This window comes from Bacilli bacterium (assembly GCA_035326105.1).
GTDB lineage: Bacteria > Bacillota_I > Bacilli_A > RFN20 > CAG-826 > UBA7706.
The window spans coordinates 499,265-520,837 of the sequence record DAOKYO010000001.1 but is presented as its reverse complement, the minus strand read 5'-3'; the positions used below and the strand labels follow the sequence as shown (position 1 = coordinate 520,837).

Annotated in this window: 25 protein-coding genes and 1 other annotated feature (1 of these 26 running past the window's edge); of the genes, 7 read left to right on the top strand and 18 right to left on the bottom strand. The window is 41.1% G+C overall.

Features of this window, described 5'->3' with window-relative positions:
• Position 1: 1 nt before the first annotated feature.
• From PKC96_02335 to PKC96_02280, 12 genes are all read right to left on the bottom strand, one after another.
• Positions 2–1,168, bottom strand: coding sequence for an FAD-dependent oxidoreductase (locus PKC96_02335; protein HMM00167.1), 1,167 nt, complete (start codon positions 1,166–1,168; stop codon positions 2–4).
• Positions 1,169–1,241: 73 nt separating this feature from the next.
• On the bottom strand, positions 1,242–2,033 hold the full coding sequence (locus PKC96_02330; protein HMM00166.1) for a lysophospholipid acyltransferase family protein: 792 nt from the start codon (positions 2,031–2,033) through the stop codon (positions 1,242–1,244).
• A 15-nt stretch (positions 2,034–2,048) separates the two neighbouring features.
• Positions 2,049–2,396, bottom strand: a complete 348-nt coding sequence (locus tag PKC96_02325) for a hypothetical protein (GenBank protein ID HMM00165.1) — start codon at positions 2,394–2,396, stop codon at positions 2,049–2,051.
• A 42-nt stretch (positions 2,397–2,438) separates the two neighbouring features.
• Positions 2,439–3,197 (bottom strand): glycosyltransferase, encoded by a 759-nt coding sequence (locus tag PKC96_02320; protein HMM00164.1) that lies wholly within the window; start codon positions 3,195–3,197, stop codon positions 2,439–2,441.
• 78 nt (positions 3,198–3,275) lie between these two features.
• A complete protein-coding gene (locus PKC96_02315; GenBank protein HMM00163.1) occupies positions 3,276–4,709 on the bottom strand; it encodes a monomeric [FeFe] hydrogenase in 1,434 nt (477 codons plus the stop codon).
• On the bottom strand, positions 4,699–5,466 hold the full coding sequence (locus tag PKC96_02310) for a phosphotransferase (GenBank protein ID HMM00162.1): 768 nt from the start codon (positions 5,464–5,466) through the stop codon (positions 4,699–4,701). Before PKC96_02310 ends, PKC96_02315 begins: the two co-directional genes overlap by 11 nt.
• A 161-nt stretch (positions 5,467–5,627) precedes the next feature.
• Entirely contained in the window at positions 5,628–6,122 is a 495-nt protein-coding gene (locus PKC96_02305) for a hypothetical protein (GenBank protein ID HMM00161.1), read from the bottom strand.
• A 33-nt stretch (positions 6,123–6,155) separates the two neighbouring features.
• On the bottom strand, positions 6,156–8,315 hold the full coding sequence (gene feoB / locus PKC96_02300; GenBank protein ID HMM00160.1) for a ferrous iron transport protein B: 2,160 nt from the start codon (positions 8,313–8,315) through the stop codon (positions 6,156–6,158).
• Entirely contained in the window at positions 8,308–8,544 is a 237-nt protein-coding gene (locus tag PKC96_02295) for a FeoA domain-containing protein (GenBank protein ID HMM00159.1), read from the bottom strand. Before PKC96_02295 ends, feoB begins: the two co-directional genes overlap by 8 nt.
• Positions 8,545–8,764: 220 nt before the next feature.
• Positions 8,765–9,274, bottom strand: coding sequence for a flavin reductase family protein (locus PKC96_02290; protein ID HMM00158.1), 510 nt, complete (start codon positions 9,272–9,274; stop codon positions 8,765–8,767).
• Positions 9,271–9,555, bottom strand: a complete 285-nt coding sequence (locus PKC96_02285) for a SemiSWEET transporter (protein HMM00157.1) — start codon at positions 9,553–9,555, stop codon at positions 9,271–9,273. The genes PKC96_02290 and PKC96_02285 overlap by 4 nt, the downstream gene beginning before the upstream one ends.
• Before the next feature lie 2 nt (positions 9,556–9,557).
• Positions 9,558–9,974 carry an ester cyclase gene (locus tag PKC96_02280; protein ID HMM00156.1) on the bottom strand — a complete coding sequence of 139 codons (417 nt, stop codon included), beginning with the start codon at positions 9,972–9,974 and terminating at the stop codon, positions 9,558–9,560.
• Between the two features lie 182 nt (positions 9,975–10,156).
• Here PKC96_02280 and PKC96_02275 point away from each other — a divergent pair, with 182 nt between their 5' ends.
• The 7 genes from PKC96_02275 to PKC96_02245 are packed head-to-tail and all read left to right on the top strand — an operon-like array spanning position 10,157 to position 17,023.
• Entirely contained in the window at positions 10,157–11,089 is a 933-nt protein-coding gene (locus PKC96_02275) for a substrate-binding domain-containing protein (GenBank protein ID HMM00155.1), read from the top strand.
• A gap of 17 nt (positions 11,090–11,106) precedes the next feature.
• The gene (pstC, locus tag PKC96_02270; protein ID HMM00154.1) at positions 11,107–12,063 is read left to right on the top strand and encodes a phosphate ABC transporter permease subunit PstC; all 957 of its coding nucleotides are present in this window, start codon (positions 11,107–11,109) and stop codon (positions 12,061–12,063) included.
• Positions 12,060–13,280, top strand: a complete 1,221-nt coding sequence (pstA, locus tag PKC96_02265; protein HMM00153.1) for a phosphate ABC transporter permease PstA — start codon at positions 12,060–12,062, stop codon at positions 13,278–13,280. The genes pstC and pstA overlap by 4 nt, the downstream gene beginning before the upstream one ends.
• Complete coding sequence (gene pstB / locus PKC96_02260; GenBank protein ID HMM00152.1) at positions 13,277–14,044, top strand: phosphate ABC transporter ATP-binding protein PstB; 768 nt, start codon at positions 13,277–13,279, stop codon at positions 14,042–14,044. The genes pstA and pstB overlap by 4 nt, the downstream gene beginning before the upstream one ends.
• Positions 14,045–14,061: 17 nt before the next feature.
• Positions 14,062–14,706, top strand: coding sequence for a phosphate signaling complex protein PhoU (phoU, locus tag PKC96_02255; GenBank protein HMM00151.1), 645 nt, complete (start codon positions 14,062–14,064; stop codon positions 14,704–14,706).
• 8 nt (positions 14,707–14,714) lie between these two features.
• Entirely contained in the window at positions 14,715–15,389 is a 675-nt protein-coding gene (locus PKC96_02250; protein ID HMM00150.1) for a response regulator transcription factor, read from the top strand.
• On the top strand, positions 15,386–17,023 hold the full coding sequence (locus PKC96_02245; GenBank protein ID HMM00149.1) for an ATP-binding protein: 1,638 nt from the start codon (positions 15,386–15,388) through the stop codon (positions 17,021–17,023). The genes PKC96_02250 and PKC96_02245 overlap by 4 nt, the downstream gene beginning before the upstream one ends.
• Before the next feature lie 80 nt (positions 17,024–17,103).
• On the opposite strand, the gene PKC96_02240 is transcribed toward PKC96_02245, so the two are convergent.
• The 6 genes from PKC96_02240 to PKC96_02215 form a co-directional block, all read right to left on the bottom strand.
• Positions 17,104–17,718 carry a deoxynucleoside kinase gene (locus PKC96_02240; GenBank protein ID HMM00148.1) on the bottom strand — a complete coding sequence of 205 codons (615 nt, stop codon included), beginning with the start codon at positions 17,716–17,718 and terminating at the stop codon, positions 17,104–17,106.
• Positions 17,715–18,308, bottom strand: coding sequence for a hypothetical protein (locus PKC96_02235; GenBank protein HMM00147.1), 594 nt, complete (start codon positions 18,306–18,308; stop codon positions 17,715–17,717). The genes PKC96_02240 and PKC96_02235 overlap by 4 nt, the downstream gene beginning before the upstream one ends.
• Before the next feature lie 83 nt (positions 18,309–18,391).
• Positions 18,392–19,030: a hypothetical protein gene (locus PKC96_02230; protein ID HMM00146.1), complete on the bottom strand. Its 639-nt coding sequence runs from the start codon at positions 19,028–19,030 to the stop codon at positions 18,392–18,394.
• A gap of 144 nt (positions 19,031–19,174) precedes the next feature.
• Positions 19,175–19,945, bottom strand: coding sequence for an amino acid ABC transporter ATP-binding protein (locus tag PKC96_02225; GenBank protein HMM00145.1), 771 nt, complete (start codon positions 19,943–19,945; stop codon positions 19,175–19,177).
• A complete protein-coding gene (locus PKC96_02220) occupies positions 19,932–20,615 on the bottom strand; it encodes an amino acid ABC transporter permease (GenBank protein HMM00144.1) in 684 nt (227 codons plus the stop codon). Before PKC96_02220 ends, PKC96_02225 begins: the two co-directional genes overlap by 14 nt.
• A 4-nt stretch (positions 20,616–20,619) precedes the next feature.
• A complete protein-coding gene (locus PKC96_02215; protein HMM00143.1) occupies positions 20,620–21,441 on the bottom strand; it encodes a transporter substrate-binding domain-containing protein in 822 nt (273 codons plus the stop codon).
• An 80-nt stretch (positions 21,442–21,521) separates the two neighbouring features.
• Positions 21,522–21,573: a binding site (T-box leader), on the bottom strand; it runs 179 nt beyond the window's last position.

Below are 21,573 nucleotides of genomic sequence, written 5' to 3'. Positions count from 1 at the left end.
ACTAATCACTCTCCTTTTTCCCATTTATATATTTTATAACAGCAAATGGTTCCTTAATTGCCAGTCGGTCATATAACAAATGCTGACGGGAAATATCCTGGCGATATACCATGTATCCTTGCTCGCCAAGAATTTTTTCTTCCTGTCCAAGACGGCTTAAATTTTCTTGATCATAGGGGGAATAAAAGATAAAAGCGACTTTGCCGCTTTCGGCAGTGAGAAGGCGTTTAATACCGCTGACTTCCTTTAAATATCTTTCAATGGCCGTAGCGGCAACGGCGCCGTCGCTCGCGGCAACAATTATCTGACGAAGATAGGTTACTGTGCAGTCTCCCACCGCATATAAGCCCGGAAGACTTGTGGCCTTCGTTTCATCAACATATATGTAGCCATTGCGGTCAATTTTGACTGAATCTCGTACTATTCCCGTATTAGGAACCATCCCCACAAACGAGAAAACGGCATCCGCGGGAACGGTTTTTATTTCTCCGCTTTTTACATTTTTAATTTTTAGGCCAATTACTTTACTGCCGTCTCCTAAAACCTCGTCCAAAGTTGAATTCCAAATAAAATCAATCTTTGGATTCTCTTTTACGCGATTAAACGACAGCTGATTGGCATCCACGTGCCCCTCTTCATGAATCACAATAATGTGAACATTCCTGGCAAAACGAGTTAAAAAGTCGCCTTCTTCAATAGCTTGATCGCCCGCGCCCAAAACATATACTTCCTTGTCTTTATAAAAAGCTCCGTCGCAGGTCGCACAATAATGCACTCCGCGGCCAAAATATTCTTTTTCGCCGGCAAGCCCTAAAACCCGCGGTTCGGTACCAAGAGCTAAAATTACGCTGTCAGCAGTAAAATCGCCTCGCCTTTTAGTTGAAACAGTAAATATGTCACCATCTTTTTTTATACCGGTAACTGTCGTTCTAATCAAAGAAACGCTTGGAAATAAAAGTGCATGCTGATAAAAATGTTCCACTAATTCCGGTCCGCTAAGCGTAGCTGCTCCTAAATAATTGCTTACCTCCAGAGTGTCTTTAACCCGCCCGCCTTGGGCTCCTTTTTCAATGATGAGCGTCTTCATTTCGCTTCTGCCAGCATAAACCGCTGCCGATAATCCACCCGGCCCGGCGCCAACAATAATTACCTCATAATGGTTTTCCATATCTTCCACCTCACATACATAATATAAGCGATAAATCTCTTTTTTTGATTTCTAACGCTCAAAAAAAGCTAGTCTATACACTAGCTTTATCTCTTTTCACGTACCTAATATATTCGTAGTTGTCCTTAGAAGATGTCTTATCCTTTAAAAATTCATAAACTTGATCGCGCAGTTTTTGCTCCGCTTCCTTACGATCCAAATTAGCATCAGGGTAAAAGGGGGTACTGATATGAAGAGTAATCCTTGGCTTTTTACCGGCCTTTTTAGGCGCGCGCCAAGTACCCGCTAAAGCGATTACCGGCTTGTTCGTTTTAACCGGATAAAAAAACGAGGAAGAAGAAAAATCTCTCAGGCCCGTATAATAAGGCCAAATATGAGCCTCAGGGAAAATTATTATCACTTGTTTTTTCTTCAGGCGATAATTGATGCAATCAAGAAATTCGCGCGTCCGCTGATAACTATCCGGCAGCGGAGTAGCGCCTATCATCTGGACAAAGTTCTTTAAAAAAGGGAGTGATACTGCATCGGGATTAGCGATGATATATGCCCGTTTTGGGCAAACGACTTTTGTCGAAGTGAAGAAGGAATCTCCCCAGCACGAATGATTTCCATAAACGAAAAAGCCTGTTTTCCGTAATGATTTCAAGTTTTTTCTTCCCTTAATCCGAACGCCAAATTTGATGGAACCAATCAATCCTAAAATCGGCCAAGCGATAAAATAATAGGCAAACCATGAACCAAAACGCCAGAAAATGTTTCGATGAATATATTTAAAGCGAGGGCCCAGTTTTTTTTGTTTAATATTGTTACCGGCAAAATCATCCGTCAGCTCATTATCGTAGTAGACGATGCGCTGTTTATCCATAGTGAATCTCTCCTTTCACTGATGTGATTTCTTCCTGGCGGTGGAGACTATCATCTCTTCCATTCTATCCATGCAGGTTTCAAAAGCAAATTGATCGGTAAAATGTTCGTAAAGTCTGCGGTTTTCGTCCTTTTCCTTTGGATGCTCAATCCAATAATCAATTTGGTTGGCTAAATCATGGACATTATTAACTTTAAAAGTATTCGCAGGCGTCAAAGCAAAGTGGCGGGCGGCACTCCGATGGGAGTTGCTAATAAGCGGCACTAAGCCGCCGCTGATGGCTTCAAGACAGGCAATTGATTCAATTTCAATATCGGCTGGGTGACAATATAAATCCGCCGAATAAATGACATTAACCATCATTTCATGATCGAAAAACCGCATGATTGGTTTATTGGAAAGACTCTATCCAAGATGACGGTACTTTTTTTCTAACGGTCCTGCGCCCGCTAAAACAAGTTGAATATCCTTCTCGTGACGACTCTTTTTTACCGCCCTAATTAAAACCTTTTGACATTTTTCGTCACTATAGCGCCCCGTAGACAATATAACATAATTGCCATTCAATTCTTCTGGCCGCTTAAAATCATCCGGCCGTTTCTGAAAGCGTAGGTTGACCCCATTAGATATCACAAAAGCATTTGTTTTATGCCCGGAATATTTTTCGAAAACCTGATGAATAAATTCCGTTGGATAATGAATTGCGTCCACATAACGATAAAAAGAATTGTAAAAAACTTTGTAGACAATAAAGTTGCTCAACTTTTCGTTTTTCAAAAAAAGATGCGAAGTGATATTTTCTGCCTGGGTGTGGAAACCGGCGGAAATAGGCAAACCCATTTTCCGAGCCATCCGCATTGCGCTTTTTCCCAAACCGAAGGGAAGCATGATATGGACGGCATCCGCTCCTTGTAAGGCAGAACGAACGACTTCTTTGTCGGGCTTCGCCAGCTGGACTCCGTTCTTTGCTACATAATTGTTAAATATCCCCAATGATAAAATAGGGCATACATAGAAATTTTCCTGACCTTTTCGGTCTTGATCGCAGCATAATACTCTAACTGTGTGACCTCTTTTTTTTAGGGCACGAATGAGATTCATAGCGGCGATTGTCGTCCCATTATTCTCTTTTCCTAAAACGTCACTAACAACCGTTATAATCATTTTATTCCTTCCATTTTCTTTGCAAAATGTATTTTTTTTGAGACATGTATGCTTTATATTCTCGTTTAAAAAGTTAAATCAGTCAATATCGTTTAATGAATCATTGATTGTGGCGCGTCCCGTCCGGGCCATTTTTTCAACCATCATTTTATCCCGCATCTCATGGTTAATCATCGCCGGTCCCCCAATACATCCTCCCGAACAAGCCATACCTTCAATAAAGTTAAAGTCCGCTTTTTTAGAGACGACTTTTGCGACAACCTCTTTGACTGCTTCCATGCCGTCAACGGCAACCGGGCGCAGAATAAAATCTTCGCGACCCTTTTCCTTAATCGCCTGCGCAACCGCTTCCGATAAGCCTCCGCAGCGAGCAAATATTCTTCCAAAGTAACTTGCCCCCGAGAGCAATCCATCCGGCTGAGTGGTTAGATCCACCTCTTGGGCGGCAAACATTGCCAAAAGTTCCTCAAAGGTTAAAGCCACATCAACATATTTATTGACTTCGGGTAATTGACACTCCATCTTTTTAGCGATGCAGGGACCCACAAAAACCAAATGCAATTCCGGATCTTTCTGCTTGATAAAGCGGGCGATGGCCGCTTGAGGTGAAAGGTTGTGCGATACGTGATCGGCGATGCTTGGTTTATGAACTTGGATATAACGGACAAAAGCCGGACAGCAAGAGGAGGTTAAAAATCCTTTTTCAAGAAGTTCATCGCTCTCGTCTATCGCCACCATATCCGCTCCCTTGGCCGCCTCTATAACGCTCGAAAAACCTAACTCTAATATTCCGCTTACGACTTGGGTCAAGCGAACATTTTCGAATTGCCCGGCGATACTCGGGGCAACGATCACCCCAACCCGATAATTTTTATCCTTTTTAGCCCTTTTTAGCATTTCAATAACATCAATCATATAGGACTTATCCATAATGGCCCCGAACGGACACTGATAGGCACACGCTCCGCACCGAATGCATTTTTCTTCATTTATTTCACTGGCGCCGTCTTTATCAATCGATATGGCTCCAACCTTACAAGCCATCTCGCAGGGTCGTTTCATATCCAAAATAGCGCTATACGGACAAGCTTTGGCACACATTCCGCAGTTGACACAATTGGTTTTATCAATCTTGGCAGTATGGGTAATCGGATCAATATGAATGGTATTTTTAGGACAGACGGTCTGACATTTGTGAGCGATGCAGCCACGGCAAGCATTGGTAACCGTATATCCGCCCAGCGGGCATTCATCGCACGCCGATTTAATCACTTCAAGAATATTCGGATTTCGAAAATCGCCGCCACAGGCAATTTTAACGCGTTCTTTGAGAATCGCTTGCTCCTTGTAATTACAGCAACGCATCGTCGGTTTGGGCCCGGGCATAATCTCTTCCGGTAATTTGTCATAATCATCATAAAGTCGGTTGGAAAAAGCTAATTTTGCCACCTCGCGGAGAACGGCATGTTTAACGGATTGAACATTGCTGTCAAATTTGATTTTATAATCCATTTTCTTGTTCTCCTCTTTGGCTGATAAGCTTCCATAGATACTTTTTGTCTTTTGCCGGAGCGCCGGTATAGATAACCGCCGCCACGATTGGCTTCCAAAGCAGCAATTCCTCTTGGGCAATACCGCTTTTGCCGGCATAAAGTTCTAAATATTTATCGCTTAAATTCTGATAGCCATGCGTATTAAGCCAAATAAAAGTATTGATGGCATCAACCGCGCCCGTTCCGCTGACCGCGTGTGACCAATCGATAATCCAAGGCTTATTATTGCCGTCAATCACAATGTTGGAAAACGAAAAATCAAAATGAATAATTTTATGATTCTTGGGAAATCGCAAATATTCTTGAAGAAGACCAAAGCGAATCGTCGGCAGAAATTCATTGCTTGTAACTAAAGAACTATGAAATATCGCCTGGAAAGGTTTTAAGTATGGAACCTCTATCTTTTGCATCTCCACCTGAAGATCGACAAAAATTTCTAAGTATTTATCCGTGTTTTCAGGGTGAAGTTTAATCAATTCTCCAATTGTCTTTCCTGCAATTTGCTCGGAATAAATCGCCCAAGCTCCGGTTTCATCCGGTTCAACTTTTAGAATCTTCGGAACATTGATGGATGTTTTCTCCATATAACTTTGATTTAATGCTTCATTAAAAATCCGTGCCAAATCAAACCCGGGTTTGAATCTTTTCACAATTTGTCCGTCAACGGCATATACCGTTTTATAATCACGTTTTGAGATAATGTCTTTTGAAACCATCGGCACTCTCCTCTTATCTTTTTTAAAGATAACTTTGTTTATAATTATAAACTTTATCCTCTGTACCGACAACCTTCCTCCGACGTTTATCGGTAAAAAACCGCAATAAAAAAAGTCGCTCATATCGCGACTATCAATTTATATAAAGACTCGTTACTTTTTTACATTAATGAATAGATTTTTAACAGTCGATATCCGCCGGTGGATATCGAACTAATCGCCACTCGATCAAAGTGAATTCGTCTTGGTAGAGCAATGCCATTTCGAAGTTTTTCTTGCTCCTCCCCGGACAAATTTTTAACATTAAACATTGTCATATGAAGATAAGACGGCATGGCTTTTATCAAATCCGTATTGGCGATGAGCCGCTTGAAAATCTCTTCCATTTCTAAACTCATATTACTCTCAAGGCGCAACAAATTATTAGTGATTGTCATTCGGTCAAAAACAAGAGAAAAGGAAGGAATCGAGTTGAGGATACTTTCTAATTCATACCTAACCTTGGTCGTTTTAATTCCGGAAAAAGTCAGCAAGGTAACATGGGGGTAAAAGCCCTCGGTTTCCGCTTCAAAAGAAGCCGCTAAAAGCTCGTCCGCTTGTAGGCGCTTGCTGTCTAGATTAGCCGGAAGAAAAATAATGGAAACATTCTTATTCATGGTTATATTTTAGCAAATGAAAAGCAAAAACAATTATTGTTGAATTACTTTTTTATCCTTTTTAGAAGGCAAGAAAATCCAAACGAAGAAAAGCACAAGAACAAACAATAGCACCGGAATAAGAATTGTTATAGTTCCCACCCAATAGACAATCATCGATACAACATAACTGGTGACGATCCAAAATAATATGGTCTCGATAAATTTTCGACGACTACGCAGTTCACTGCGCGCGGCACTGACCGAAGCCATGCAAGGAACCGTCAGTAGGTTAAAAGCCATGAAGGAAAAGGCCGCGGGCAAGGATAAAGAGCCAATAAGTGCCTCTTCTGAAATACCAGCAAATGTCCCTAACGTCGCCGGCACCATCTCCTTAGCGACTAAACCCGTGAAAGAGGCCACCGTATACATCCATCCATAACTTCCTTGAGCCCATCCAAGCGGATAAAAAACATAATTTATTACTTTGGCAATTTGCCCGAGCATCGAGTAATCGATATTATCGACCATGCGGAAGGAAAAGGAGAAACTGGATAAAAACCAAATTACGACAATCGAACCGGCAATAATTGTCGCCGCTCGATGCAAATAATCCTTTAATTTTTCCCAAAGGTGCAAACCGACGTTTTTCGCCTGCGGAATATGATAGGCCGGTAATTCCATAATAAAGGGCGAACCGGAATTGCGACTCCGCGATAGTTTTGAAAGAAGTAAGGCCGCGATAATAGAAACCAAAATTCCCAAAAGATAAATTAAAAATACGACAAGCCCGGCATATTGGCCCTGATACAGGAAGGCACCGAAGGCGGCCCAAATTTGTAATTTAGCACTGCAACTGAAAAAAGGAGTAAGCATAATAGTTAGGCGCCTCTCTTTTTCACTTTCAAGAGTTCTAGTAGCCATAATTCCCGGAACAGCACACCCAAATGACATTAGAAGCGGAACAAAAGAACGCCCGCTCAGTCCCATCCGGCGAAATGCTCGATCCATAATAAAGGCCGCGCGGGCCATATAGCCGCTGTCTTCAAGTAAGGTAATAAAGAAGAACAGCGAAATAATTAGTGGGATAAAACCCAGCACAGTCGATAATCCGGCCCATAGTCCCTCGACAATAAGCCCATTTAGCCAGGTGGGAGCCGTTTTTAATACGGAGGTTAAACCGAGACCAATTAAGTCGCATAAGTATGTCACCGCCTCGGACAAAATAACCCCCGGCGAATTAATCGCGTCGGTTCCGATGATTGGAATATCGAAACTGTTTTTGGGAATAAAGATACTTAAAAATAGAAAGTCATGACTAAAGACAATATGAAACACCAAAAGCATCGTCAAGAAAAAGATTGGAATTCCCAGCCATTTATTAGTTAATATCCGATCAATTTTATCGCTTTTAGTCAAGGCATGCGGGTTGTAATTACTGCGGACAATCTCAGGAAAATGCTCGGTGATAAAGTTGTAGCGAGCATCGGCGACTTTACCCCCGAAGTCCCCTTTAAAATTATCAAGAGGCAGCGTTAATTCAATTTCCTGAACTTGCTGATAGATATGGGGATGCATCGCTTTTTCCATTTCATCACCTTCGATAAATTTTACTATATGAAAGGTGTGTGACCCGATGGAAGGTAAGCTTTCAACCAAGGGATGAACTTGATCGAAGACTTTTTTCAATGAACTGCGTTCAATTACCGACCAGCCATGCCGCGGGTGCCGAGCGACGATAAGAGCTTTCTGCATCAAAGTTGCAAGTCCTTCATTTTTTAAAGCGCTGATGGGAACCACCGGCACTTGAAAAATCTTCATCATCGCCTCAATATCAATTTTTTCTCCTAATTCTAACGCAGCATCCATCATATTGAGCGCAATGATAACCGGAACATCAATCTCCAAAAGTTGCGTGGTGAGATAAAGATTTCTTTCTAAATTGGTGGCATCGATGATATTAATGACGCAATCCGGTTTTTCATCGATTAAAAAATTACGGGATACAACTTCTTCAGGGGTATAGGGCGAAAGCGAATATATTCCTGGCAAGTCCACTACTTGGACGGTTTCTTGACCGGCTTTATAAGTTCCGACCTTCTTATCAACCGTAACTCCCGGCCAATTGCCAACCTGAGCCGTCGAACCGGTCAATGAATTGAAAAGGGTTGTTTTTCCGGAATTGGGATTGCCCGCTAACGCAAATTTAAGCATCCTTAACCTCCACTACTACCTCATCACCTTCGACTTTTCGAAGCGAAAGTTGATATCCCCGCAGTTTAATTTCAAATGGATCACCGAGCGGCGCGCGTCTGACCATCAATACTTCAGTTCCCGGAGTAATACCCATATCGAACAGACGCTGACGGATGCGGCCCTTGGCTTGCATTTCAACAACTTTTCCAATTTCACCAATTTTTAGTTCTGCCATCTTTTTTTGCATAATGGTCTCCGGTTTCTATCAAAAAATATGAGTTAGGGTTTGCTAACCTTATATATTCTACTTTATTAAACATAATTATCAATCAGTAAACAAAATAAAGCGCTTGCTTGATTAGAGTTAATCTGGCAGCAAGCCTTCAAATAATTAATTCTTCTTTCAATGGGGCAAAGAAAAACCGCTTTTTAAGCGGTTTAATTATCGCCTACTCCTTCATAATAAACTACTGATTATCTTCATTGCTGTAAGCCGAAACAATCTCCCCGATATATTGAAGCGAAAAATCGTCTTTCGGATAGTTGGTTGAAGGAATCTTGCTTTCTAAAAAATTTTCTTTTTTAACCGCTGAAACATATATTTTTTTACAGACGAGAGTAAGGTACGCCTCCTCAAAAGTAAAACCATGCTCCAAGGGTAAAACCTTAAGTCGTGACTTTTCAACTTTTCTTTCTTCCTCATATCCACTGATGGTTCCTAAATATTCATAGGCCGAATGTCCAAAGGGAAGAAAGGAGATGACAAAGTATTCGCTTTGATCAAGAAGTTTTTTGGTATAACGGGAGGGCCGAACATAAATGGTGAAAATCGGCTTATTCCATAAAAGCCCTATTTGCCCCCAGGCGGCTGTCATGGCATTTCTTTGTCCGTTTGCCTCTGTATTAATCAAAAAATAATCCCGTCCGATGGCCTTGATTGGTCTAAACAAAATGTCCTGAGACTTAATTGATTTCATTCTCTAACTCTAGCCTCCTGTCTTCTTTTAATTCGATCCCGAATAATAAAGCCTAAGATAATCGCATTGAAAACAAAAGTAATAACATTGGCAATAATCAGGGCAAAATCCATTTTATAGAAGCCATAACCTGCCCAACATCCGATTCCCACAACCATGGCGATATAGGTGTTCATGGATAGATCACCCGTTCCTTTGGTCTTTAAAATTTTAAAAATCTGCGGCAGCGTTGAACTGGTAGTTAAAAAGGCCGCTATATACGACAAAAAAGTAAAATCCATATCTAACCTCTCTGGTGCTTGACGTTGGCTAAGAGGCTTTTTTGAATTTGACTGTCGGGCCAATATCCCCACGATTCAATTATTTTGCCTCCGGCATTCATACGGAAAATTTCGACCGCTTCCCAGCTGATTTCCGCATTAGTGGCGGGAACTCCCAAGTACTCTTTCCTTTGGATTCCGGTGAAAAGAAATTGACCGGCGATTAAATCATCTTCTTCAATCAATCCCAAAACTTCGACGCGAAGATTACTAAAAGCTAGGTGAACTTGCTTTATCGTGTCGATTGCATCTTCACTCGAGGAGGCAATTGCCGGGGAATGATTGAAGTAAGTAGGTGTTAAAAATCCGAGAGCTGCCTCGTAGTTTTTCTGATTATAAGCTGCTTCATAGAAGCTGCGCACTACTTCCTTATTCGTCATAATTTCCTCTCCCGTATTAATATTAGTGGAAAATGATATAACTTGCTAATGAAATGAGTAATGGTTTTCGCTTTTACCTTTTCTTTACATTTATTTACGGGCCTTTGGTTTATTCGCCACTTTATTTTCTCTTATAATCGACTCGTAAAACAAAGAAAAAAGGAAAAATGAAAGAGGAAAGAATGAAGAAAACAAAACTTTTGGGATTTATCCCCCTCTGCCTAGGAGCGATTACCCTAGCCAGTTGTAATCAAGGATTTGATCAATCGGCCAAGATTACTGTTTATACTCGTGATGTTACCAGCGGAACCCGCGACGGTTTCTTCACCAAAATCAATTTTAAGGAAGCGATTAAAGACAACACCGTTCTTGTTAACGATTATGTCGAGGTCGATGGAAACGGTTCAATGATCAGTTCAATCAGCAATGACAAATATGGATATGGGTATATTTCCTTATCGTCGTTAGAAGATTCTGGATTAATTGGTCTAAAGTATGCGGGAGTTGTTCCCAATGAAGCCAATGTCATCAACGGAACTTACAACTTAAGCCGAAACTTCAACTACATTGTCCGCACCAACTTTGATAGTGAAGATAAAGCCGAATTAGTATCCGCTCTTGTTGCCTATATGAGCACGCAAGAAGGTAAGGCGACAATTAAGTCACAAGATGGCATCGTCGATATCAAATCGACCGATCCCAAGTGGGATGATATAAAAAGCAGTTTTCCTGTTCTAAATAAAGATAACAGCAGCATTACCATTCATGTGGGCGGATCTACCTCGGCGGAAAAAGTCGCCAAAGCCCTGACTGCTGAATTTTCCAAAAAAGCCGGCAACTTTATCGCCGAACATAATCATACCGGTAGCGGAGACGCCTATAAGCGGACTCAAGGCAGCGAAAAGGATGGGGCCAATTATTTAGACATCGGTTTTGCCTCACGGGAATTTGAAGAGAATGAGCCCGCGAGTGAGGGAACTATCGGTAAAGTTTGCACTGATGCTATCGTTAATGTCGTCAACAAAGCCAACGGATTAATTACCGATATTGATGCCCTGACGGTACATAAAATCTACGATGGAACTTACACCACCTGGAATCAATTGGTTGCTTGATGCATAAGGTCTAATCAATGAATCGAGTCTCCAATCAAGCCCTTTTAAGTCGAAATATGAAACTGAAAGCCTGGGGTGATAAAATATCCCGCTGGCTTTTTCTCATTTTTGCTCTTCTCGCTTCTTCAATAATTGTGGTGATAGTCATTTTTATTTTTTATAAGGGGATAACCCCATTTTTAACCACCTACACTATTGGAGGAACTAATTATCGTGTCTCTTTGGCTGATTTTATTTTTGGCCTAACTTGGTTTACGCCCCCCATCAGTTATGGTATTGGATTTGCGGTTATCGATACGCTTTACATCGTATTGCTGTCTCTTATCATTGCCGTCCCCATCAGTGTCTTGACTGCGCTTTTCATCACGCGAATCGCCCGTCCAAAGTTAGGGAACGCCGTTAACTACGTGGTTGAACTTTTAGCGAGCATTCCCTCGGTGATATTTGGACTATTTGGTATGGGATTTATCGCTCCTATGGTCCGCGACTTGGCGATGGTTTTTGGTCAACAGACAGCCGGAGGACTATCCATTTTGACAACCGTAATTGTCCTGTCAATGATGATTATGCCGACGATTACCATGTTCTCGATTACGGCAATTAAAGCGGTTAATCCCACACTGATTGCCGGCTCATTGGCCTTGGGGGCTTCGCTGACACAAACAAATTTTAAAGTTGTCCTTAAAGCCGCGCGTTCAGGTATTTTTGCAGGGATTGTTTTAGGAACCGGCCGGGCTCTTGGCGAAGCTACTGCCGTATCCATGGTAATCGGTAATGCCGGCAGCGGTCCTACCTTCGGATTATTTGATCGCTCGCGAACGTTAACTTCCACCATGCTGTTAGGGTTTAATGAAACCGTCGGCGTCGATTACGATATTCGCTTCTCCGTAGGAATAATTCTTATCGCCTTGATTCTGTTTAGTAACTTGCTTCTTAACTATTTAAAGAAAAAACTCGGGGATAATGCACAATGATTCAACAAAATTTTAAAAAGCGAAAGCGTAAAGACGGCTTTTTAAATGCCATAACCTACATTTTCGCTTCTTTTGGCTTAATTATTTTAGTTTCAATTATCGCTTTTGTTTTTGCCCGTGGTACTTCCACTTTATCTTGGGATTTTATAACTGGCAATTACGCGGAACAGGTCACCAATGCTTATTTAGTTGATTCTCCAAACCTAGGTAACTATATCAATCCTCAAATTGAAGGCACTTTTTTCTCTTCAAAATGGGGAGTTGCTTTAAAGGATGGCAGGACACGAAGTAAAGAAAGCGTTGTTTATATCGAATACGTAGATGAAAACTCGCCCTTAAACAATCTAAATGAAATGAATTCCAGCGAATATGTTCGTCTGTCCGCGGATGAGTATATCACTAAATTAATGATGGAAGATATTGACGGCAACCTTCTGATTGTTTTAGGCAAAGATGGTGCTGAAACGATGGCTTCGACTTTCGATACGGGAATTATAATCACCGATTTAGTTTATAAAATTCCCGGGGAGGGAATCCGTGGATCGCTGATATCAACTTTTTATCTGATTATATTCAGTCTGTTATTTGCTTTACCTCTAGGTATTGCTGCGGCAATTTACTTATATGAATATGCTCCAAGAAGTCGGGCTAATCGCATTATGAGCACGATGATCGAAATGAGTTCGGGAATTCCTTCAATTATTTTTGGGCTGGCCGGGGCTGTAATATTTATCCCTTTGATGAATAAAATTATTAACTCCGACGGCGGTTCCATTATGAGCGGAGCCTTAACAATGACAATTATTTTGCTTCCCGTTATCATTAAATCAACCGAAGAAAGTTTAAAGACCATCCCCGACGACTATCGCCTGGGATCGCTGGCTCTAGGAGCATCTAAAACGCAGACTATTTTTAAAATCGTAATTCCCAATGCCATCCCGGGAATACTGACCGCCACACTGCTTTCCATCGGAAGAATTATCGGCGAAAGTGCCGCTTTAATATATGCAATCGGCGCTTCCATTAAAGACAACATTGCTTTAAACGGACGCTCCGCGACCTTAGCTGTCCATATTTGGACCGTATTAAAAGGGGAAACCCCAAATGTCGAAGTGGCCAGCGCCATCTCTATTATTATATTGGCCGTGGTATTAATTCTTTCCATCACAATAAAATTAATATCCAAAAAACTTATCGTTAAGGAGAAAGTCCTATGATTTCCAATCTACCTTCCGATGTCGTTTTCCAAATTAGAAACTTAAGTGTTTCCTACGGCAGCAAAAATGTGATTAAAAGTGCCGATATGGATATTTATCGGCATCAAGTCGTGGCTTTTATCGGCCCCAGCGGTTGCGGAAAATCCACTTTTTTACGCTGCCTCAATCGAATGAATGACCTTATTTCCAACTCAAAAGTCGAGGGAAGCATCACTTATAACGGAGCGGAAATAAACAGTATTTTACCGCTGAGTCTAAGAACCAAAGTCGGCATGGTCTTTCAAGTTCCGAACCCATTTCCAATGTCAATTTTTGACAACGTGGCTTACGGCCCTCGCTGCCAAGGAATAAAGAATCGCATTGAACTGAACAAAATTGTCACCGACGCGTTAAAGAAAGCCGCCCTGTATGATGAGGTTAAAGAGCGTTTAAATGAAAGTGCCCTGTCTTTATCCGGGGGACAAAAACAGCGCCTTTGCATCGCTAGGGCTATCGCCATGGAACCGGAGGTCATACTTATGGACGAGCCAACCAGTGCGCTCGATCCGATTGCCACGCAAAAAATTGAGGATCTCATCGGCGAATTAAAAAAGGAATACACCATCGTAATTGTCACGCATAATATGGGTCAGGCTTCGCGCATCAGCGATTACACGGCCTTTTTCCTTTTGGGTGAAGTCATCGAGTATGATCGAACAGAAGTTTTATTTAAGAGTCCGAAAAATCCGAAAACGGAAGCCTATATAACCGGACGATTTGGATGATATCAAGGAGAAATGATATGCACATTGATGAAGAATTAAAAGAGTTGAATCAGTTACTGTATCAGATGGCATCACTTGTTGAAAGCAACATTCACCGCGCCATCGACATTTTCACACATCCGGAGGATGAGGATGAAAAATATGTTGTCAACGATGATTTGGTTGACCATTATGAACGCCTGATTGAAGAGAAGTGTCTCGATATTATGGTGCGAGAAAAACTATATGCCAACGATTTAAAAATCGTCACTGGCATTTTGAAAATGTCGAGCGACCTTGAACGGATTGGTGACCATGCGGAAGATATTATGGAGTATAATCAAAAGTTAAGGGGGTTAGGTCATGGTAAAATGGAGTTAATAAACCATATTGCTGAAATTGCCATCGCCATGGTCGATGATTCGGTAAGCAGTTTTATAAAAGAAGATAGCGACTTGGCGCGGGAAGTAATTGCTCGCGATGATGAAGTTGATAAACTATATGAAGATGCCCAAAAAGAAATAATTGCGAAGCTTCAAAGTCAAGAATTAGAACCCGCTTTTGCGATTAATTCCACTTTTATTCTTAAATATCTAGAGCGAATTGCCGACCATTCGGTCAACATTGCCGAGTGGGCAAACTACATTAAGAGTGGATACTATAAAGATACCCAAATATTTTAAAGGAGCAGATGATGGAAAACTTAATTTATGTTTTGGAGGATGACCGAGATATTGCTCATCTATTGGAAATCGTCTTAAAAAAACAAAACTATCAAGTCGAGCATTTCGAAACTGGCGAGTCCTTGCTACAAGCACTGAATAGGCAGGTGCCTCAACTTATGCTACTCGATATTATGCTTCCCGGTATCAGCGGAATTGAAGTCCTTAAACAAATTCGCTCTGATAGCCATTATGACGATATATCTATTATTATGGTAACGGCCAAAAACCTGTTGAGCGACAAGATTGAAGGCCTTGATTTAGGTGCTGACGACTATATTTCAAAGCCATTCGACATCATGGAATTAGTCAGCCGAGTAAATGCTCGGTTTCGGCGTTTGCATCAGGTAAGCGCCATTGACTATGGCCCGTTAAGTATCGATATCGACCATCGCTTGGTAAAAATGAATAATCAAGAGGTGATTTTAACCAACAAGGAATTTGACATCCTCCTTCTTTTGGTTGAAGCAAAAGGAAAGGTCGTTTCGCGCAAGGAGATACTGAAAGATATTTGGAAGTCTGATGCCGCTTTAGAGACGCGGACTATCGATATGCATGTTCAGTCTTTAAGAAAGAAACTATCCGATCGCGGGGGAAAACTCATTGCCACCGTCTTTGGGGTTGGATATAAAGTAGTAATATGAAAAAGCGTGAGGTTGATAAGAAAAGTTTTTTTCTCTTTACCTTTATCGGCCTTTTAGTTGCCTCATTGGCCAGTATCATCACCAATGCCGCAATCAATCGTAGCGAAAAAGATAATTTTAAAGATACGGCGCAAAAAATCTATCAGATGGCGGATATCGCACCTTTTGGCGACCTGCTAAATATTTATGGTAAAGAATATCAAATCGCACTTTTGGATGGCGATTTTTCCGTCATTGACGGCAATATTGCGGCCGATTTTTCCGGAACAGAAATATATTTTGCGCGTTTAGGCACCACGAAAGAAACGATTGCCAATTTTAATCGTTCTTTCGAAATCTCTTTCCGCAGCAACAATCGCTATCTATATATAAAATGTGTCAATCCTTTCTTTTATTCCTCCGCCTTGTCCCTTTGGATTATTCTCGTTATCGGCGATATCGGTTTGGGAATTCTTTTGATTTTAATTGCCGACTATCAGCAAAAGAAAATTCTATCCCCAATTATCGAGGGTATAAATGATCTCGCCCACAAAGCCAACATGCCCGGAAATGATGATCCGCTGTTGACAATTGCGGATTTAAACATCGCCACCGCGAATCGAGAATTGGCTTTACAATCCGAGCAGGACAAAGTCGAATTGATTTTGAATAGCATGAGTCAGGGCATTATCGTTTTAAACAGCGGTGCGACCGTCGTAATGATGAATAAGAGTGCCGCCCATGTTTTTCATTGCAAAGAAGAAGAGGCGATCGGCCGACATCTGAGTTTTCTATCTGAGTCTTATAAGATTATTAGCGCCGTCGATGACGCACTCAAAAAGGCGCAATCCTCTATTTTGCGCTTGCCGATTGATTCGCGTATTTACCTTACTGTTATCACTCCTATTCAAAGTAATGCGGCTACCATTGTTCCTATTCGCGATGGAGCGGTTATCACTCTCCTTGATATCAGTGAATCAGCCAATGCGGAAAATATGAAACAACTTTTTTTCACCAATGCCTCCCATGAACTAAAATCACCTTTAACTACAATTATTGGATACCAGCAAATGCTTATTGAGGGCATGCTTGTTTCGGAAGAAGAAAAAAAAGATGCTCTCTCTCGTTCGCTACGCGAAGCTTTACGGATGAAAAACATCATTACCGAAATGTTGGAATTGGCCCAGATTGAAAGCCAAAGTGAAATTGTTGATGCCAAGTTAATTGATCTCGATCGCGTTATCACCGATCTGCTTTCCTCAATGGAAAAAGATATTAAAGATCGTGACTTAAAAGTAATCACTGACTTTAAAAACTTATTCGTATATATGAAAATAGAGCACGCGCGGGAGTTGGTTCATAATTTGATTGAAAATGCGGTTAAATACAACCGCCCTCATGGTCATATCTATATTGCCACCGATGGAGAAAAGAAAACCCTCATTGTTCAAGACAACGGAATCGGCATTGCTAAAGAACATCAAACTCGAGTTTTTGAGCGCTTCTATCGCGTCGATAAAGGAAGAAGCAAAGAAGAGGGGGGCACGGGACTCGGTCTTGCTATCGTAAAACATGTCGCCATGCTATATGGGGCCAAAATAACTTTAAAAAGTGAGGAAAGCGTTGGCTCAACCTTTATAATCACTTTCAAGTAATATGCTGTTGATAGACTAAAAAAGTCATATTTGCGCCTGACAACAAACATGACTTTCGGCTTATATCGTTAAAATGAGACTTACTTGCTTTCGCTATAGGCTCTTTCAATCTCTTTAATGACCCGAGCAAATTCCTTCGGCTCATTAACATCTCCGAGCTCCAGCCATAGAATTTTTTTAGCCGGAACACGATAATTATCGTAGATACGTTTCAATACCTTGTAATAGTTATTATAGTGAAAATTAAGGTAATCTTCCTGCCCTTTTTCAATTACCCGTGACCGCTTGCGAACATTGGCAAACAAGGCATCGTTGGAACGAACCAAAACCACCTGCAAATCCAAATCCGGAATCCGTTTTAAGTGTTCATCAGCAATCGCATAGGTAAGGGCCACTTCCGTAGCATTCATATACCCTTCTAAACGCAAAAGCTCCGTGAAGACCAGATTGGAATATACCGTCGAATCACATATAAGATTATTTTCGTCCTTTAAACGCCACATAGATAAAAATAAAGCACTGTAGAAAGCATTTTGTGATAGCATGGCAAATGTCGCTTTGTCCGCATAAAAATATGGCAGATACTCATTCTTCTCTACCGGCTCTTCCATCAATGGACAGCCATAATACTCCGCCATCATTCGACTTAAAGTTGACTTTCCAGCTCCAATCGGCCCAATAATTCCTATTCTCATAAATGCTCTCCTTTAAATTCTTTCTCAATAAACGTTTTTATTGTATCTAATTTTTGCGGCTCTAACCAAACTATATCGCTTTCAGTATATCCGAAACTGGCAAGGACACTAACTGCGGCTGGGCGATAGTACTCGCGCATCAAATCAAATTTGCCTACAAAACGCTGATTTTGACAGAGCGAAAAAAACTGCTCTTGGAAAAACTCCCCGCCTCTTGAATCGACAAAAATATATTTTTCCTTATTAAATTTAATCAGGTCCTGTTCGCATTTTTTTAGTAGCAAAAGGCAATCTTGATTCGATAAAAATCCAAAGTTACGAAGGATTTCGGCTAATATGGCCACTTCTAAAATGCTCCGACCATAAAAACGAGAAGTCTTTTTGCCTTCCTCGGTAGCGGAAAAATATCGCCATCCATATTCATCCATTAAGAAAGGTAAGGCAAAAGTCTCGGGAAACGAAAGAAAAGGCGGAAGATAATCGCTGACTTTTTGGCGACGCAAAGTATTGCCATCGACATTTTCCAGTTTCAGATCATCAAACTCCGCTTTTAACGTTTTGAAATTAAGCGAAACAAACATCATTCCCATATTGTTTGATACCCACTTTTTTATTATAGGTCATTAATGAATATGGGCCAAAAGAATACGTCCTAAGCCGTCTTTATTTACAACTACTTGTTATCTACTAGTGAAAAATCGTTTTCCAAAAGAGCTTCATTATAGAACTCTTTTAAAATGTGATGCCGCCTTTGAGCTTCTTCTTTTCCTTCTTGCGTGTTGAATAGAGGCAGCAATTTAAATAATTTATCCGTAAAGTGATCCAATGTAGGTTTTACGTTTCCGTCATCGATGAATAAAGGACGGTGCATCAGAGCTCCATAACTAAAAGCGCGGGCGATGCCGATAGCGCCGACAGCTTCCAATCGGTCGGCATCTTGGACTATTTGACCTTCGGTAGATTCTTCTCTTGCCCCCTGCTTATAGGCTGTATAAGATAAATTGGCAATAATAGTCTCAATCATCTCGCAATCTGCATCAGTAAAAACCGGCAGGGAAGAAATAAAATCTCTGACCGATTGGTGGTCTGACTTTAAGGCGGAAATTACTTTTCGATCCTCTACATCGTGAAGGAGCGAGCAGGCAATTATAATTTTTATTTTTACTTGCGGATAAAAACCGGCTAAATGCAAGGCATTTCCCAATACTCGATGGGCATGCTCTATATCATGCCCACTGGAATGATTTGAAACTTCTCGCAGCAAGTAATTATCTATTTCTAAAACTAAAGACCGATCGTTTTCATTAAGCATATTTTGTTCCTCGCATATATTCTCGCAACAAACGGTAAAAAAACAAGAATTTTAATTAAAAAGGATTCTGATAGCCCATCGATGGCCATCGGTTGCAAAATAAAAAGCCGCTGATTTTTAAGCGGCTTTCCGACGGAAAAATAATTACAACATTGCTTTCAAAAACCGAATTGTGCGTTCATTGTGCGGATGGTCAAAGAGTTCATCAGGGATATTAGACTCAACAATCATTCCATCATCCATAAAAATCACTTCATCGCTTACTTCACGAGCAAACTTCATTTCGTGAGTGACAATAATCATCGTAATTCCCGTTTCCACCAAACTTTTGATAACTTCCAATACTTCTTTAACCATTTCGGGGTCAAGGGCACTCGTCGGCTCATCAAAAAGAATAACATTTTGATCAAGGGCCAAGGCACGAGCGATAGCCACCCGTTGCTTCTGACCTCCGGACAGTTTAATTGGATATTCATTAGCCTTATCCGCGACGCCCACGCGCTTTAAAAGGGCCAATGCCAGTTCGCGCGATTCCTTCTCACTTTTGTGTTCGAGATGCATCGGTGCTATAGCCACATTGTCGATGATGGTCTTGTTATTAAATAAATTAAAGTTTTGAAAAACCATACCGATTGATTGGCGGGCTTCATCTAACTGATTTTCACTGATAAGAATAGCCGGCTTGCCTTTTTCATTAGCGCCGAATAGCGGCAGTCCCATATAAGTAATCACTCCGTCCGTCGGCGTTTCTAAAAGATTGAGGCATCTTAAAAAAGTTGATTTGCCACTTCCTGAAGGTCCGATTATGGCATAGACCTTTCCTTGTTTAAACTCATAATTGATTCCTTTTAAAACTTGGAGTTGGCCGAAATCCTTATGTAAATTATCAACCACAAATAAATTATCGCAAGGCATAAAGGTTAAGCCTCTTTTCTATCTTATTGACGAAGTAAGTGAGAATGGTCGTGATTATGAAATATAACAACGCCGCAATAATAAGCGACTCAAAAACTTTCAAAGTGGAAGCTTTCACTAAGTCACTAACCCGAGTGATGTCATATATGCCAAGAATGGAGACAACCGAGGACTCTTTAACCACTGTTACAAATTCATTACCAATCGCAGGAATAATGTTCTTAAACGCCTGTGGGAATACAATTTTTCGCATCGCAAAACTGCGGGAAAAACCCATTGAACGGGCGGCTTCCATTTGTCCGGGATCGACCGCTTGAATTCCCGAACGATAGATCTCTGCAACATACGCCGTTGAGTTAAGTCCTAAAGCGATTACGCCCGATGTATAAATACCAATGTTTAAACTGGGAAAAAGAGTGGGAATCCCATAGGCGAAAATATATAGCTGAATCAAAAGCGGCGTCCCGCGAACAAAGGAAATATAAAAATTGGCGATGCTGGAGAGAGCCTTATTTCGGCTCATGCGCAAAAGCGCCATGCCAAATCCAAAGACTGCACCAATCAAAATGGTCGTGATGGAAAAAACGATGGTCGTGGCTACCCCGCGCATGAAATTGGGAAAAAATTCTAACACCGGATAGAAATTTAAACTAGCTAAGACTAAATCCATGAAATTAATTTCCTAACGATTCATTTAGAGCATCGACAAATAATTCATCGAGAACACCATTTTCTTTGTTCGTCGTAATAACCCCGTTGATTAAATTAATCAGATCTTCCCCGATATTATAGTTGCTGGCAAAAGCATAGCCATCATCATCGGGAAAAGCGATATTATCAATTATTTTATAGCCGCTACTTTTGGCGATTATATTTTGAGCAACCGGTTTTTCCACCATTAAAGCGTCAATATTTCCCACAGATAAGTCACTCAATAGAGTGGCAATTGATCCGAGCGGTTTAACACTTCCGCTATTAGTGACTGCCTCGGATGCAAAATCCACCTGGACGGTTCCCAGTTGCGCGCCAATTGCCATCCCCGCTAACGAAGCATAGTCAGTAATGGAATTGTTTCCTTCTTTAACCACCAATACCGTTTCGGCTTGGTAATAAATATCCGAGAACAAAACAGATTCCGCACGCTCGTCGTTTTTAGAAAATGCCGCGGCGATAAAATCAATTTGATTGGCATTCATTGATCCAATCAGACCATCGAAAGCCATATCTTTAATTACAACCTTTAAATCAATGTCATATTGACGCTCGATTTCTTGCTCAATGAGACTTACAACGTCCATGTCGTAGCCATACACTTCGGTTGACGCTCCCTTTAGATACTCGAACGGGGCGTATTCGGCATTAGTTCCGATCACCAATGTTTTGGTTTTAACAATCGCCGCTAAATCTCCGCCATGGCCAGACACATTTCCACAACCCGAAAGACTCGTAACCGCCAACACCGCAAGCATCAGCGTAAGGCCTTTTTGTGATTTCATTTCTTTTTTTCCTCCTATTTTGAAACGATGAAATGAATGTCTTACCTAAGAAAATAAAAAGTCCTTAGGCAAGAATATTGCCTAAGGACGTAATTAACGTGGTACCACCTTAGTTTACCCTAACTTCATAGT